The 16,193-nt window shown below is 33.9% G+C and carries 17 protein-coding genes and 1 pseudogene; 4 read left to right on the forward strand and 14 right to left on the reverse strand.

Translation table 11 applies throughout. The features are described 5' to 3' along the window. Positions 1–260 precede the first annotated feature (260 nt). Positions 261–857 carry a DUF4306 domain-containing protein gene (locus tag Q3V31_RS05650; protein ID WP_329762725.1) on the reverse strand — a complete coding sequence of 199 codons (597 nt, stop codon included), beginning with the start codon at positions 855–857 and terminating at the stop codon, positions 261–263. 244 nt (positions 858–1,101) lie between these two features. Continuing rightward, positions 1,102–1,683 carry a competence protein ComK gene (locus tag Q3V31_RS05655; protein ID WP_000444433.1) on the reverse strand — a complete coding sequence of 194 codons (582 nt, stop codon included), beginning with the start codon at positions 1,681–1,683 and terminating at the stop codon, positions 1,102–1,104. Positions 1,684–1,965: 282 nt separating this feature from the next. On the opposite strand from Q3V31_RS05655, the gene Q3V31_RS05660 reads away from it, so the two are divergent. After that, on the forward strand, positions 1,966–2,151 hold the full coding sequence (locus Q3V31_RS05660) for a hypothetical protein (RefSeq protein ID WP_000391586.1): 186 nt from the start codon (positions 1,966–1,968) through the stop codon (positions 2,149–2,151). Between the two features lie 26 nt (positions 2,152–2,177). On the opposite strand, the gene Q3V31_RS05665 is transcribed toward Q3V31_RS05660, so the two are convergent. After that, positions 2,178–2,453: a hypothetical protein gene (locus tag Q3V31_RS05665; protein WP_329762726.1), complete on the reverse strand. Its 276-nt coding sequence runs from the start codon at positions 2,451–2,453 to the stop codon at positions 2,178–2,180. A 104-nt stretch (positions 2,454–2,557) separates the two neighbouring features. Further along, the gene (cspA, locus tag Q3V31_RS05670) at positions 2,558–2,761 is read right to left on the reverse strand and encodes an RNA chaperone/antiterminator CspA (protein WP_000218989.1); all 204 of its coding nucleotides are present in this window, start codon (positions 2,759–2,761) and stop codon (positions 2,558–2,560) included. A gap of 280 nt (positions 2,762–3,041) precedes the next feature. On the opposite strand from cspA, the gene Q3V31_RS05675 reads away from it, so the two are divergent. Next, positions 3,042–3,536, forward strand: a complete 495-nt coding sequence (locus tag Q3V31_RS05675) for a DUF6584 family protein (RefSeq protein WP_098425784.1) — start codon at positions 3,042–3,044, stop codon at positions 3,534–3,536. A gap of 39 nt (positions 3,537–3,575) precedes the next feature. Here Q3V31_RS05675 and aceA read toward each other — a convergent pair whose 3' ends face one another. From aceA to Q3V31_RS05725, 10 genes and pseudogenes are all read right to left on the reverse strand, one after another. After that, positions 3,576–4,853 carry an isocitrate lyase gene (aceA, locus tag Q3V31_RS05680; protein ID WP_000787339.1) on the reverse strand — a complete coding sequence of 426 codons (1,278 nt, stop codon included), beginning with the start codon at positions 4,851–4,853 and terminating at the stop codon, positions 3,576–3,578. 25 nt (positions 4,854–4,878) lie between these two features. Continuing rightward, positions 4,879–6,468, reverse strand: coding sequence for a malate synthase A (gene aceB, locus Q3V31_RS05685; protein ID WP_000107312.1), 1,590 nt, complete (start codon positions 6,466–6,468; stop codon positions 4,879–4,881). Positions 6,469–6,654: 186 nt separating this feature from the next. After that, positions 6,655–7,314: an S-layer homology domain-containing protein gene (locus Q3V31_RS05690; protein WP_329762727.1), complete on the reverse strand. Its 660-nt coding sequence runs from the start codon at positions 7,312–7,314 to the stop codon at positions 6,655–6,657. 325 nt (positions 7,315–7,639) lie between these two features. Next, entirely contained in the window at positions 7,640–8,290 is a 651-nt protein-coding gene (locus tag Q3V31_RS05695; RefSeq protein WP_000728371.1) for an S-layer homology domain-containing protein, read from the reverse strand. A 489-nt stretch (positions 8,291–8,779) separates the two neighbouring features. Further along, the gene (locus Q3V31_RS05700) at positions 8,780–9,451 is read right to left on the reverse strand and encodes an S-layer homology domain-containing protein (RefSeq protein WP_033656532.1); all 672 of its coding nucleotides are present in this window, start codon (positions 9,449–9,451) and stop codon (positions 8,780–8,782) included. 83 nt (positions 9,452–9,534) lie between these two features. Continuing rightward, positions 9,535–10,431: a DMT family transporter gene (locus tag Q3V31_RS05705; RefSeq protein ID WP_000469101.1), complete on the reverse strand. Its 897-nt coding sequence runs from the start codon at positions 10,429–10,431 to the stop codon at positions 9,535–9,537. Positions 10,432–10,527: 96 nt separating this feature from the next. Beyond that, positions 10,528–11,793 carry a M48 family metallopeptidase gene (locus Q3V31_RS05710; RefSeq protein ID WP_329762728.1) on the reverse strand — a complete coding sequence of 422 codons (1,266 nt, stop codon included), beginning with the start codon at positions 11,791–11,793 and terminating at the stop codon, positions 10,528–10,530. Between the two features lie 261 nt (positions 11,794–12,054). Continuing rightward, positions 12,055–12,354, reverse strand: coding sequence for a hypothetical protein (locus Q3V31_RS05715; RefSeq protein ID WP_001006056.1), 300 nt, complete (start codon positions 12,352–12,354; stop codon positions 12,055–12,057). Then, positions 12,351–12,550, reverse strand: a pseudogene (locus Q3V31_RS05720) (hypothetical protein); the annotation flags it as partial. The gene Q3V31_RS05715 and the pseudogene Q3V31_RS05720, both read right to left, overlap by 4 nt. Before the next feature lie 90 nt (positions 12,551–12,640). Continuing rightward, complete coding sequence (locus Q3V31_RS05725; RefSeq protein WP_329762729.1) at positions 12,641–13,489, reverse strand: CPBP family intramembrane glutamic endopeptidase; 849 nt, start codon at positions 13,487–13,489, stop codon at positions 12,641–12,643. Between the two features lie 143 nt (positions 13,490–13,632). Between Q3V31_RS05725 and Q3V31_RS05730 the strand changes: the two genes are divergently transcribed. Both Q3V31_RS05730 and Q3V31_RS05735 read left to right on the forward strand, forming a co-directional pair. Further along, on the forward strand, positions 13,633–14,334 hold the full coding sequence (locus Q3V31_RS05730; RefSeq protein WP_000274573.1) for a response regulator transcription factor: 702 nt from the start codon (positions 13,633–13,635) through the stop codon (positions 14,332–14,334). A gap of 9 nt (positions 14,335–14,343) precedes the next feature. After that, positions 14,344–16,080 carry an ATP-binding response regulator gene (locus Q3V31_RS05735; RefSeq protein WP_329762730.1) on the forward strand — a complete coding sequence of 579 codons (1,737 nt, stop codon included), beginning with the start codon at positions 14,344–14,346 and terminating at the stop codon, positions 16,078–16,080. Positions 16,081–16,193 lie beyond the last annotated feature (113 nt).

Genomic DNA, 16,193 nt, shown 5'->3' on the forward strand with positions numbered 1-16,193 from the left:
CATATGGAGATGTAATTATTAAGTTTCCATATCTTCCTCTAGAATTCCTTCATTATTATGCTATGATAATCTTTCAATATTCGACAAGACATGAGAATAGTTTAGACACCACGCTCAGATTATAACTTAACGGTTACATATTATAAAAAAGAAGAAACTACAGAAAGTGTCAATCTGTAGTGTCAAAAAAATCTCCTTACTACCTGTATGGAAATGAGTAATGACAAATAATTGTTGTACCTTCAAATAATTATCCTTTTCTAATGACTAGTTCTTACAAGAAACCTTTTTAGTAAGCGAATACTATCAATCACGATAAGTATTAATAAATACAAGAAAGATAGTATTAGTACTGTACTCGGAATAGTTAACATTCGAAATTTGTATAAAAACTTATCAATCGTATATATATCTTGCTCATCAGTTATCGTGCTAGGAGTGAATATAAGGTAATCCTTCCAATTATCTATCCAAGTTAAACTAACCGCGGAAAATTGCATTATTCCAAACCACAAGTAAATAAAAATTGGTATAAGAATCATATATTGCAAACTATGTAATATCTTTCTTTTCTTCTTACATTCAATAATTTGAAAGACAATAAGTGTCAGTACGTACACAATCGATAGCAGAAATACTATGGTGACAACTGGCTGAATTGAAAAAGCAAATAGCAATTTATCAATTTCACTAATTTGACTATATTCTGTTGCATTTTGAGGCGTAAAAATAAAATGTTGTTTATCAGCACCTATCATTAACTGACTACCAACGAAACCAGTAAACATAAAGGTAAGAAATAATATAGGCAAAACAAGGATATATTGCGCCCAAAATAACATAGTCCTTTTCAACATACCATCTCCTTCTTTATACAATAAGGTAAGAAATATCATGTATACCGCAAATGTTAAATGATGCATATTAACATCGCGATAAATATATGTAGTAAAATTACCCTTATATTGTAATTTTACACTCCTTTAAGCTATTAAAGAACAAAAAATCCGTAAATTTTTCTCGTTTTATTTATGAACCTTACAGCGTAACGATATATATAATGAAATCAAAAAAAGGATGAGTCCCCCCATCCTTTTCCTCTCAAACTTCGCCTTCCCTTACAAAATACACTTTCTCATAGGCTGGCGTTAATTTAGATTCATCCCTTTTATCAATCTCTTTAAAACAAGGACTTCCTTGTTTTTTCTTACGGTCTTCATACTCTGTCCGTAATTTTGCTGTACGATTTTGCTGATTTTCAAAGCTGCTTTTGGATATTTCTAATTTCACAGCGAAACCATTTATAAATCTAATAATAAGATTTCCATCTTTTAATTCTTTATTATTTTCAATATGAAAATGAGACAACCACGCACACTCTTTTCGAGAATAAGAATACGTAGGGAAAAAATAAAGTTGATCTGTCGGGCTAATTGCAATAGGAGCTTTATGTGTAATACGAGTTAACTCCTTCGTTCCTTCTTTTCTTCCAAAAAAACTAGAACCATGTTTCCGGCAACTTCTCTCTATAATATCGAGAGGTTTTTGAAATACGAAAAAAGAATCCTCCATTTCAACAATTCGCGTAACCACTTGCTTTTCTCCTAGAACAACAGGAAGTAAGGCCATCGTTTTTTTACTTACAACATAATTTTCGACATAACGTTCTACTTTACTTTCCATATTCTACTATCTCCCTTTTCTATTTATAGTAGCAGCTGCATGTATAATTTTAGCACCTATGAAAAGGAAATGCTTTACAGATTTCCCTTTTTTACAATACTTTATCATTTATCAAATATTTATTAAATTTAAAAGTAACTATATGATAATAAAATAATTCAAACCTGTACAAAAAATATTTATACTATCTATAAATATTTATAATCGCATCCTCTTTTCACATCATTACAACAATTAACTTTGCTATAATTAAAATATAAATCAAATATACGGAGGTCTCTCATGGAAGAAAAGCAAGATCATCCAACAATTCAAATGAAAAACAGTAGCATTGTTATCGTAAAAAATTCAGCGAGTATTATATTCGGTTTATTTTTTATTTTACTGTTCTTCGCGAAGCCTTTTCGTAAATCTAAATGTCCAGAATGCAAGAAACGCGCAAAGAAAAAAGTTGGAAAAGAAGAGTAAAAGGCCTTCCTTTTTTGGAAAGTCTTTTACTCTTCTTCATCTTCAAAAAAACCGACTATTTTTTCTTCTTCATATTCATACTTTCTTCCGAGATTTTCTGTATCTCTTTCAATTTGTAATGTGATTATATATTGTTCTTCATCTAAAACATGAGAATGAGATTTTTTCAGATCAATTAACGTCACTTTATCATTTTCATAAGTTTTCGCGTACGCCTTTATCTCTTCAATTGTATTTTTTAAGTCCTCTTCATTACCTCTACGAACATCGAGTATTACTTCATTTATATACTTTTCCATCATATATATCCCCGCCTTCTTCCCCAATATAATCGTTATGTTTGTATATTTCAACAACAAAAAAAGGATGGCATAAGCCATCCTTTTTTCTATAATAAACTATAAAATTATAGTTTGATTACGTTTTTAGCTTGAGGTCCACGGTTGCCTTCTTCGATTTCGAAGCTAACTTTTTGACCTTCTTCTAAAGATTTGAAACCTTCAGTTTCGATTGCAGAGAAATGTACGAATACATCGTTTTCGCCTGGAACTTCGATGAAACCGAAGCCTTTTTCGTTGTTAAACCATTTTACTTGTCCTGTAACTGTCATAATTATTTCCTCCTAAGAAAATACATTTTATTATTTAGTCTTCATGTATAAAAAAAGAATCCACACATTATCAAATACGAAACATAAACTAGTTCTCACATACTTTTTCTCGTTCGTTTTCGGCACTTGATAATATATGGATTGCTTAATTTAATTATTCAACTGGTATTATCATAGCATACTTAAAATAGAATGTACAATCCTTTTTAAAAATAAAATTTCTAAATTTTATTATTTCTTATAAAATATAACCACACCTATTCTAATAAAGGAGGATTACATGGTAGAAATAATCCCTGAAAAAACATTAAAGAAAATTGAAAAAGATATTGAAAATAACAACCTCGGAAAAGCAAGAGATAGAGTACACGGATTAATCGCTACTTATCCGAATGAGTTAGAACTTAGAAAAAAACTCGGTGATATTTACTTTACATTACAATACCCCGAAATGGCTGGACGATATTGGTATCTTGAAAAAGAGAAAACAGATGTTATGCACGCGGCATGTCGACAGTTTGAAAAATCGATGGGAAATGATCCTTATCATATTGTACGTGCTTTAAAATTCAAAGGAGATCATGACATTATTACAGGACTACATACGGAACATCCATTACAGAAAAAAGTGGTAGAAAAACTCATTGATGATGATGATGATGATGAAGAAACATGGAAAGACAAGCTATTTGTATGGGGCTGTCTAGCATTATTCGCATTCCTTCTTTTTACTGCTACTATTGGTATATTCACTATAGTGAATTGGATATTATAAATAAAAGTGGGTGCCTATTATAGACACCTACTTTTATCTTTATTTCGTAAACTGTTCTTCTTCCGTAGATCCTTTTAGTGCAGTCGTTGATGAAGTACCGCCTGTAATAACTTGTGCTACTTCATCAAAATATCCTGTTCCTACTTCGCGTTGATGGCGCGTTGCAGAGTAACCATCTTTTTCTGCTGCGAACTCTGCTTGCTGTAATTCAGAGTACGCTGCCATGCCGCGCTCTTTATAACCACGCGCTAATTCAAACATGCCGTAATTTAATGAATGGAATCCAGCAAGCGTTACGAACTGGAATTTATAACCGTATGATGCAATTTCTTTTTGGAAGCTTGCAATTGTTTTTTCATCTAGTTTTTGTTTCCAGTTAAATGAAGGAGAACAGTTGTAAGCTAGTAGCTTCCCTGGATATTTCTTATGAATTGCATCCGCAAAGCGTTTTGCATCTTCTAAATTTGGCTCCGACGTTTCACACCAAACGAGATCTGCATACGGCGCATACGCTAAACCACGTGCAATTGCTTGATCAAGACCTGCTTTCGTACGATAAAACCCTTCTGGTGTTCTTTCACCTGTAATAAACTCTTGATCAACCGGATCGATATCACTCGTAATTAAATCTGCAGCATCTGCATCTGTTCTTGCGACGATAATTGTTGGTACACCCATTACATCCGCAGCAAGACGTGCCGAAATTAAATTACGCACCGCTGTTTGCGTCGGTAATAATACTTTTCCGCCTAAATGCCCGCATTTTTTCTCTGAAGATAATTGGTCTTCAAAGTGTACGCCAGATGCACCAGCTTCAATCATCCCTTTCATTAGTTCAAATACGTTTAATTGTCCACCAAACCCCGCTTCAGCATCCGCCACAATTGGTACAAAATAATCCGTATCACCATTTCCTTCCATATGCTGAATTTGATCAGCACGTTGAAGCGTTTGGTTAATTCGCTTTACAACAGCTGGTACGCTGTTCGCTGGGTATAAGCTTTGATCAGGATACATATGTCCAGAAAGATTCGCATCTGCCGCTACTTGCCAACCACTTAAATAAATTGCTTTTAATCCAGCCTTCACTTGTTGCATCGCTTGGTTTCCTGTTAATGCGCCAAGTGCATTAATATAATCTTCTGTATGAAGTGATTTCCAAAGCTTCTCTGCACCGTAGCGCGCTAACGTATGTTCAATATCAATCGATCCGCGCAGACGAATTACATCTTCAGCTGAATATGGACGTGTGATCCCTTTCCAGCGTGTATCTAACTCCCAGCTTTCTTGCAATGTATCAATTCTTTCGTTTTTCATATGTTCCATCCCCTTTTCTTGTTTTTTATAAAATTTCATAACCCGGTAATGTTAAAAACGGCATGAACTCGTTATTGCGAACAAGGTTTGTAAACAGTTTTGTAGCTTCTGCAAATCTCCCTTTCTTAAACGCTTCCTTACCAATCTCTCTTTCTATTTTTGCTAGCTCTTCTTCTTTCAATTCTTCCATCAATTTAAAAGTGATATCACGGCCATCACTTAACTTTCCACCCTCATGACGAATCCACTGCCATACTTGTGCTCTTGATATTTCCGCTGTTGCTGCATCTTCCATTAAGTTATAAATTGGAGCTGCTCCCCGCCCGCTTAACCAAGATGCAATATATTGAATACCAACGTTAATATTCGTGCGAAGACCACTTTCTGTAATCGTTCCCATCGGTACTTCTAATAAATCCTTTTCTGTTACACGTATTTCTTCACGCTTTCTAAAAATTTGATTTGGCGTTTTCATTATGTGATTAAATACTTCCATTGCAACCGGTACAAGTCCCGGGTGGGCAACCCAAGTCCCGTCATGTCCATCTAAAGCTTCGCGCTCCTTATCAGCACGCACTTTTTCAAAAGCTGCTTCATTCGCTTCTGGATTGTTTTTAATCGGAATTTGTGCTGCCATTCCTCCAATAGCTGGTGCATTACGGCGGTGGCACGTTTGAATAACTTTCAAAGAATACGCGCGCATAAACGGTGCTGTCATCGTGACTTGCGCTCTATCTGGGAGTAAAAATTCATTATGATTTCGGAAACTCTTTAAGAAACTAAATATATAATCCCATCGCCCGCAGTTTAAACCAGCAGAATGATCTCTTAGTTCATACAAAATTTCATCCATTTCAAATGAAGCGTGAATCGTTTCTATTAACACAGTCGCTTTAATCGTTCCGTTCGGAATACCGATATACTTTTGAGCAAATACGAAAACGTCATTCCATAATCTTGCCTCTAAGTAACTTTCCATTTTCGGTAAGTAAAAGTATGGACCACTTCCTTTTGCTAAAAGCGTCTTCGCATTATGGAAAAAGTACAATCCAAAATCCACCAAACTGCCAGACATGTTCTTGCCGTCAACTTGCATATGCTTTTCTTCTAAATGCCACCCTCTCGGACGCACAATTAAGACAGCTGTTTTACTATTTAAACGATATTCTTTTCCGTTCTCATTTTTATGTGAGATCGTTCCCCTAGTAGCATCTCGTAAGTTAATTTGACCTTCAACAGCATTTCTCCAAGTTGGTGCATTCGAATCTTCAAAGTCTGCCATAAAAAGATGTGCTCCTGAATTTAAAGCGTTAATGACCATCTTTCTATCTACCGGTCCAGTAATCTCCACACGGCGATCCTCTAAATCTTTCGGAAGCTCAGCGATTGTCCAATCCCCTTCACGTATATGCTTTGTTTCTTCTAAGAACGTAGGAAACTCCCCTGCATCAATTCTTTTTTGTTTCTCCACACGCTTTTGTAAAAGTTCTGTGCGGCGTTCATTGAAATTTCCATGTAGTTCCTTTAAAAAGCTAAGCGCCTCAGGTGTCAATATTTCGTTGTACGCTGGTAACATTTCTCCAGGCAATGTAACCCGTGAAGTTTGCGTCGACATATTAGCATCCCCTTTTCAAACTGTTTTATAACAGATTTGATTTTATGTTTTATATTATATAACAAATCTTCAGAAAAGGAAGTTTTTTTTGGAAATTTAATGATTTTTTTACAAAACTGTGTTTATCCATTATGATTTCAACAAAAAAAGAGTCAGTGTTATATAACACTGACTCTTTTTTATTATTTATTCAAAAATTGTCTTAAATAAGAACTGCGCATATTGTTCACGTGTTACTTTCATGTTTGGAGCAAAGTTTCCAGTTCCATCTCCTACAGAAATACCATTTGAACCTACTGCATTAATCGCATTGTATGCCCAATGTCCTTTCGGTACATCTTTAAATCCTTGTGTTCCTTTTACTTCTAACTCATATGCTACTGTAAGCACTTGAGCCATTTCTGCACGTGTTAGTGTATCTTTCGGTCTAAAGTTTCCAGTTCCATCACCGTTAAAGATACCTACCTCTGTTAATACTAAAATTTCTTCTAAGAACATTGTTGATTTTTCATTAATATCTTTGTATGGATTCTCAAGGATATCGCCTTCCTCGAATACTTCACTGAAATCGATAGTACGATAAATCAAAGCAGCTACTTGTTCACGAGTTATGTTATGTCCAAAACCGAACACGCCATTTCCATAACCAAGCATAATTTCTTCTTGTGCTAAAGTTTGAATTGCTTCGTAAGACCAATGTCCTGCTGGTACATCTTTAAAGATAGCTGGACTTGCTTGTTGTGGCTTTGCAGCTAATTCAGCTTTTGCTGTAGTACCTTGTGCGCTTAATCCAATTCCCCCCATAATTGTTAAAGCTGTTGCTATTTTTAAAATCTTTTTCTTCACTGTATTCTCTCCCTAAAAAAACATATTTTTTTCTAATATAAAGAATTAACGGAAAAGTAACAATACACTTATCCATATAAGTTTTGTCTAATTTGCGAACTGTATTTTATATACTTATCTTTATACTTAGTGAACAATGAAGTTACTAAACCATACTTTTTAAACATAAAAAGTAACTAAGATTATCCTATTTTTTTCATTCTATACTATTCACCCCACTGTTAACATCAGAATAAATATACAAATAAACAATTTAAAATAAGAAAAAAGCGCGTTATCTTCGCGCTTTTTTTCAAAAAATATACTATATCAATATAATTTATTGTTATTCATTTTTTAAATGAAAGTTAATAATAGCTTTATATAAAAATGTTGCATATTGCTCACGTGTTACAATTTTATTCGGTTCAAACTTTCCATTTCCTGTTCCTACTATGACATCATTAGATTGCAAGGCACTAATTGCATTTTTCGCCCAGTAATTATTTGGTACATCTTTAAATGTATGCTGTTGCTTCACTTCAAAGGAATATGCCTGTGTAAGAACTTGCGCTACTTCTGCACGTGTTATTGTTTCTCTAGGTCTAAAGTTCCCCTTCTCATCACCTTTAAAAATACCGCGTTCTGTTAATGCTAAAATTTCATTTGGAAACATTGTTGATCTTTCAGAAATATCATTATACGGATTTTTTAACGGCCCTTCATGTTTTATATTAAGTGCGCGATATAGTACTGCCGCCACTTGTTCACGTGTTACGTTATCACCTACACCAAACTTTCCATTTCCATAACCTAGCATAATTTTATTATATGCTGCATCTAGAATATAATCATATGCCCAATGGTTTACTGGGACATCGTCAAATACAATCATTTCAGGATATTCTTCTGCTTTTATGTTAGGAACATTTGCACTTACCAATAATCCCCCCATAATAGTCGCTGCCGCCATTACACGGAACATTTTTTTCTTCATTGTCCTCGCTCCTTCATTTCCACTTTATTAAAAGTGGAACATAATAGACTAAATTCTTTCCCCATATTACATATGCTGTATTTGCAAGCCCTATGTAATATATTGCATTTTTAATATCTATTATTTTGAAGATTACTAGGAGAGCCAATTCGCTCTCAATTCCAATTGGTATTCTGAATTGCATGCAAATCATTTGAAGATATATTCTCATCTTTTCGCTCTAGTTTCTCTGTTTGATTTTCAAAAAGGATAAACAAAAGCTTTTGCAAAGATGTTATATATAAAATATTCTACTATCTACTAATCAAGTCCTTCACTTATAAAAATTTCACTTTCTAGACAAAAAAAGCGCAAATATCATATTTGCGCTTTTTCCAGCTTCATTGATTAATCGTTTAAATAGAATCTAAAAATTGCATTATGTAAAAACTTTACCTTTCAGACAAAAAGCACAAGTATAATCTACTTGTACTTTTTTTATACTCTTATTTATTCCCATTTCCCTGGTGAATTATCAATTGATCGCTGTAAAAACTTCGCAAATTGCCCACGTGTAACGAGCATTTCAGGCTCGAACTTGCCATCTCCCGTTCCTACCGCAACTTTATTAGACTGCAATGCGCTAATTGCATCTCTTGCCCAATGGTTTTCTGGTATATCTGTAAATGTATGTGGACGCTTCGCTTTTAACTCATATGCTTTCGTTAAAATTTGTGCTAATTCTGCACGAGTCAGTGTATCTTTCGGACGGAAATTTCCATTTTCGTCCCCTTTAAAAATACCGATATTTGTTAAATGAAGAATTTCATAAGGAAACATTGTTGATTTCCCACTAATATCTCCATATGGATTTTCATTAAACACACTTCGCTTTAAATGAAGTGCACGATGTAGCACTGCCGCTGCCTGTTCACGTGTTATATTATCTTCTACACCAAACTTACCATTTCCATATCCATACATAATTCGATGATATACTAAATTCGTAATTTCATCATATGCCCAATGACCTGTTGTTACATCATCAAACTCTATCATAATATCAGGACCAGATTTTTGGATAACATCTGTATTTGCAGATACACCATTTGCACTTACAAATATTCCCCCCATTAACGTTAATGATGTAGCTACTTTTAATAACTTCTTCATTTTAGTCATCCACCTTTTTTCTTTATTCACCTCTTTTTCGATTATATTGAACACTCTAAATATTTACAATATTATTCAATTATTGGAATAAATCATGCTTCTGAGCATACTTGTACTCTTTCATCTCGCGGCTTCCGAAAAGTAAATGCCATTCCTACAAATATAAGGATAATCCCCACTACTTGCATACTAGTCGGTCTAAATCCGGTAAAGACTGTATCTAATAGTATTGCAACCGCAGGATCTAAAAACACTAATACCGAAATTAATCTCGTCGATAAATCTCTTAAACTGTCAAAAAATAAGTAATATACAAATCCCGTATGTATAAGTCCTGTCGCTGTGATCATCATCCAGTTCATCTCTGTTAATCCTTGAAACTTCCCGAAGTCTACGAATGGTAGCAATAAAAATATACCTAAAAACGTTTGTAAAAATGTCATCGCATATGCACTTGTATGCTTAATTCCTTTTCCGAGCAACGTTGTAAATGCATAAAATAAAGCTGCAAGAAGCGCCCACACCATTCCAGACGACATAAGTTTCTCAAGCGACATACTTCCATCTACCCCAGCTACTAAAACTGTACCGATGAAACATATGGCAATGGACAGAACCGCAAATGCTGTTAACCTCTCTTTAAATACAATACTACCAATTATTAATACGATGATCGGTGCAAGATGATACACAGAAATCGCAATTGTAATCGACATGACTTCAAACGCTTTAAATAAAAATACCCAGTTAAAAACGAGAAATACACCACAAGCTAATATTTGTATGGTCTCTTTTTTGTTCCATTTCTCACTTTTGTATTGCCCTGTTACGAACCAACATAATGCTAAAAATAAAGTCGCACAAATACAACGAACGAATACTAATTCAAAAGACGGTAAACCTGTCTGAACAGAAAAAAATCCAATCGATCCGAAAATAGACATCGAAAGAATCATTTTTATAGCCGGCATTGATTTTGAATGAAACAAAATATTAACCTCCTAAACATTTCACTGAATATTCCATATATTATACACTATAATTTTCCAAAACTCGAATGACCCATGAAAAAAAGAAGCAGTACACTACTGCTTCTTTTCTTTTTCATATTGTTCAAACGTATGAATTCTTTCGAAAATTGGTGGATGGGTATATAAGAAAAACTTCACTAACGCAGGTGGATTTACTTGGCTTAAGCTCGTTTTTGATAAATATTGAAAAGTTTTTACGCCAGATTCCCCATCTTTTGTCATATCTAAAGCGTATTGATCTGCCGCTCGTTCTTCTATACGAGAAACGTAGTTTGTTGCTGGTTGTGACGCAAACGATAATACAGAGGAAATTAAGAAAAATAAAGGTAAAATTGAAAAACATGCCATTTTGGAAATTTGCAGCGTATCTCCCCATTTTTGAATACACATATTTAAAATACGACTAATTAAATACATACCTATAAACGATATGAAAATATAACTCGCAACGCCCCAATATATATGTTTCATTACGTAATGTCCCATTTCATGGGCCATAATAAATAAAATCTCTTTATCTTTTAATTGCTGAAGTGTTGTATCCCACATTACAATACGAAGGTTTTTTCCAATTCCTGTTACATATGCATTTAACGCATTTGTTTTTTCCGACATATTTACTTCATATACATGTTCAGATGGAATATCAGCTTTATCTGCGATTGCTAAGATTTTCGTTTCTAATTCCTTATTTTTCAGCGTTGAAAAATCATTATAAAGTGGATCAATTACAACAGGTTGCACGAACGTTAAAAAAATTGTAAACGGTACAGAGAGTGCCCACCCTGCTAGCCACCATCTCTTCGGGAATTTACGGATGAGCCATAAAAGAACTGTAACAATGAGTAACATAGTCGCATAATTCACCCAAAAATCGATAACATGATCTTTTATCCAGCTTTGTGTACTTTGCGTGGAAATACCGTAATCAACCGACACTTTACGCCCAATCCATTGCATCGGTAATGCAAGAACTGTTGTCAGTAATGATAAATAAAAGAAATAAATCGCAACTTGTAAGACATTTATTTTGGTCGTTTCCTTCGACCATTTCTCAAACTTTTTTGAAATACCGAGCACAAGTACAAACAATAAAATAATCCATTCAAGAGGCGTCGCTAAAAAGTACAGTAAGTTTTTCACGCGCGAATAATCTTGGCTTAGCGTAAGCTCCCTCGCATTCATAAAAGTCTCTGGATCTGCCCTCGTTCCTTTATACATGTCCGGAATGAGTTCATGATTCCATCCAAATAAATACCAATATATAAGTAACGCAAACCCAACGTACAAAAAAAGCGACCATCCAATAACTTTCCTCACGCTATTCCCTCCTCTATGCTGCCTGTCTATTATTATTGTAAGTTCGTACTTTCAAAATTAGAACAAGCTAATCGTGAGAATTGTTCTAGCTCGTTCCATTTACATAAAAAAACTCTTCTATTACAAGAAGAGTTTCACCTGTTTTTAAATATTTTCTTCGGCTCATAATCTGGTATAGGAAATGTACTTACAAACCAGCGCCTTTACATACCTTATATATTCATATTCCTTAAAAAACTAGCGTCGTTATAATAATCCGCCTTAAGGAAGCACATCTATTAATAAACTAAAATCTTGCAAAGAAAATGAACTATATTTCATAATACCTTGTACAGTTAAAAGTAAAATAAGACCCATCACACACATATAATTAATACTTTCTTCATGCTTTTTCTCAGCAACTACTCCGCCCGTTATGCATAAAATCCCTAATAAATGGAGCGCTAAATACATAAAAAAGTAAGCTTCCTCCCAGCGAAGAACAACATTTACTGTCGTAATCAATACTAAACTCAGTACAATCAAATAAAAAAACTTATTTGACGATATTGTTTCATTCATATAATTTTATACATCCCTTTCAAATTTCGAATTAATGATGATTTAGTTTTCATAAAATAAAAGTCCCCACTACTTTCTCAAACATTTTATGAGCCCTAACATAATTTTCTTCGTTCTTTACATACTTTCTGAAGATACGCCTCATCATTTCTTCCACAATAAAGCTAACTATTATTAATGTCCCTAACACGATAAGATGAAATCATTATTGATGGAGAAGTACTTACGTCTAATAAAGGTGGAATCTATCATTTCCTTCAATATTTCCTCAAACATCTTCTCTACCTTACTTATCCCCCACTATGCTCGAAAAGCTCTTTTGCTTCTCCTCATATATAACAGGCACTTCTTTACTCCAATATTTGCGATTCACAAATAAAAAGATGAGTACTAAGTTTAATCCTGCTATAAAAATAATTAATCCTGGAAAGAATGTCGTATAGTTCGAAAAATCGGCAAAACTCATTATCTTTTCTCTGCTTACTAAAAAAGAAGCACTAAGCACAAACGCATTGTTTAACATATGAATGGCAATTGGCATGAGTAAGCTTTTCGTACGAATATATACAATTGATAGTACGATGCTAAACACAACTGCACCAAGGAAATCAACATGTAAGCACGCAAATAAAAGTGCTACAACGACCATTGCTATACTAGTACCCCATTTCGCTGCAAAACGCTGTAGTAAAAATCCTCGAAAAACAAATTCTCCGACAATAGGCGCGATAAATACGACCATAATAAATTGATATACATATCCCCCGGTACTATCTATAATCGGTTCATGCAAGGCATTCATAATAAAATCTGGTGTAATCCATGCAAAGCTGTACATATACAGAATAAGATAGCCGTAACTAAAAATACATAGCATAATTGCGATATACAAAACTTGCACTAGGTTAAATGTTTCGTTTCGATTAATAAATAATGAAAATGAAACACGATGCTTTCTATATCCGTAAAACAGCCATATTATTGGAAGGATATAAAATATAAGAATATTTATTAAAGATGAATTCTGTATATGAAATGTATTTTCTAGCACTTCATTACTACTTCGTGCTACTAAAATTAATAATGCAAATACAATTAAAAAATATCTAGCTCGCATCGTTTGAAACGGATTCACATTCATCTCCTCCCCATGTTACTTTTATCATATCATTTGAATCTTAATTTTTTGTGAAAGAAAACCTTAAAATTTCCTTAAAAATTCCATAAGTTACAAAAAGATGATATGATATTCGAGGAAATTAGGAGGGATTCATATATATGTATCACGCAAATATTTTACTTGTTGATGATGAAACAGCAATTTTACAATTACTAACCACCATTCTTAAAAAAGAAGGTTTTTCTCATATTACAACTGCAACATCTGCGGAACTAGCCTTATCTCTCACCGAGCAAAACAATTACGATTTAATCATTTTAGATGTGATGCTTCCTGGACAGTCCGGTTTTGACATTTGTCCAATCATTCGCCAAAAAACGGATTGCCCCATCTTCTTTCTAACAGCGAAAACTTCTGATTTAGATAAAGTATCTGGATTTTCATACGGTGCGGATGATTACATTACGAAGCCATTTAATCCGCTAGAAGTAGTGGCTCGTATGAAAGCCCAACTTCGAAGACATATGCAGCAAAGCGTACAAGAACAAAAAACGCACTCCATTTCATTTGGGAGATTTGAAATTGATCAACATTCTGCGGAACTAACAGTAGATGGAAACGTTGTCGAATGTTCGGCTCAGCTCTTTCAACTACTACTCTTCTTTTGTGAGAATCCGAACTACGTATTTTCGAAAGAAGAAATATATGAAAAAGTTTGGGGAGCACCTGCCTATAATGGAGATGATAATACTGTTATGGTTCACATTCGAAAGCTACGTGAAAAAATTGAACAAGATCCAAGTAAACCAGAATACATAAAAACAGTTCGTGGACTTGGCTATAAGTTCATTACAAAGTAGGTTAACGATATGAATTTTAATAAACGACTTATAATACAGTTTATTTTACAACACGTTTTTGTCTTAGTTACGTTACTTATCGCAGTAGTCGCTTCTTTTTCTTATTTAATTTTTCTTCTTAATAGTACTTTATATGAACCTAATATTTCTGATTATGATACCTTTACAATCTCCGAATATATTTCTTCTGAAGACAATAACATTACTTTAAAATCTAAGGTAAAAGATTTAATAAAAGAAAAGAGTGATTGGCTTCAAATTGTAGATGAAGATGGAAAGGTCCTTTACAACTTTAATACGCCTAACGATGTTCCTACCTCTTACACAAAGACATCCTTACTTACGTATTTACAGAATAGCAGCAACAGTATTTATAAATTTAACTATTGGGAAATTAAATTAGAAGAGAAACCAGTGATCGTTATTTACGGTGCCAAACTAAAAAGTAATGCTTTACTAAAAACGATACAACAAGGGCATCCTTCTTTATCATTAACTGAATTTGCACTAACTGAACAAGAAAAACAATTAATTTCTAAAGAAAAAGCAACACTGCAAGTATTTAATAACAATGGCGAAGAAGTTTTTTCCTATCCAACTGGGAAGAAAAAAACATTTTCGGCTATAAAAACGGCTCTTAATGAAAAAGAACCGTGGAATTATAAAGAAAATACATCTAGTTTTTACGATTCAAATAGTGGTCAGCTCGTCGTTGTATCCGCCCCAAACGCTCATTATTATCCAGATGATGAATTAGATGATATATTTACCAAAAAACTTCTAATCGGATGCAGCTTAATCCTCCTTATTGTGTTTGTTTATTTAGTCATTCTTTCAATTTGGTATGGAAATAAGTTTGGAAAGCCTTTATTACACACGATGCGCTGGCTTAAAAACATAGCCGGAGGAAAATATGAAGAACCTGTTAGTAAAAAAGGCAAACCTGTTCGATTCCGGCGCTCCGGTAAAGAAAAATGGTCGTTCCGTATATTTAAAGATGTTACAAACTCACTAGAGCACCTTTCTATTACTTTGAAAAAGAACGATGCAATGAGAAAAGTACTGCAACAAACACGTGAAGAGTGGATTAGCGGCCTGACGCATGATCTAAAAACACCGCTTAGCTCTATATACGGCTATGCACTATTACTAGAATCGAAGCAATATAATTGGACTGATCAAGACATTCAACAATTTGGCCATGTAATGAAAGAAAAATCTCAATATATGACTACATTAATTGACGACTTAAGCTTAACATATCAATTAAAAAATGATACTCTGCCTGCGCAACACGTAAATGTTGAAATTAATCAGTTCGTCCAAAAAGTATTATTACAATTTATTAATAACCCGACACTACAAAATCAAAACATTGAATTTGTGCCAAGTTCAAGCAAAATCCAATATTTTATTGAAGAAAAATGGTTCCAACGTATTATCGAAAACCTACTCGCAAACGCTGTAAAACATAATAATGAAACAACAAACGTAATCGTAAAACTTTCGCAAAATGCAAATTCATTTACACTATCTATTTCAGATGATGGAAAAGGTATGGACGATAAAACGAAAGAACTTCTATTCGAGCGGTACTACAGAGGAACGAATACAGAAGAAAGCAACATCGGAACTGGACTTGGCCTCGCCATTACAAAACAGCTCGTTCATGCTCATAACGGAACGATCTCCATTGATAGTGAACTTGGAAAAGGAACGACGATTATACTTGTGTTTCCAGTGTAGCATGCTAGTAAATGAAATGATATCGTACACAACTCTCATTATATCGACTTAACTACAAAATACGACAGTAGTAGCAACCTATTAATAAAAGAAGACCGTCCAAAAATACCTTT

The sequence above is a fragment of the Bacillus nitratireducens genome (genome assembly GCF_036320425.1).
Taxonomy (GTDB): Bacteria; Bacillota; Bacilli; order Bacillales; family Bacillaceae_G; genus Bacillus_A; species Bacillus_A nitratireducens.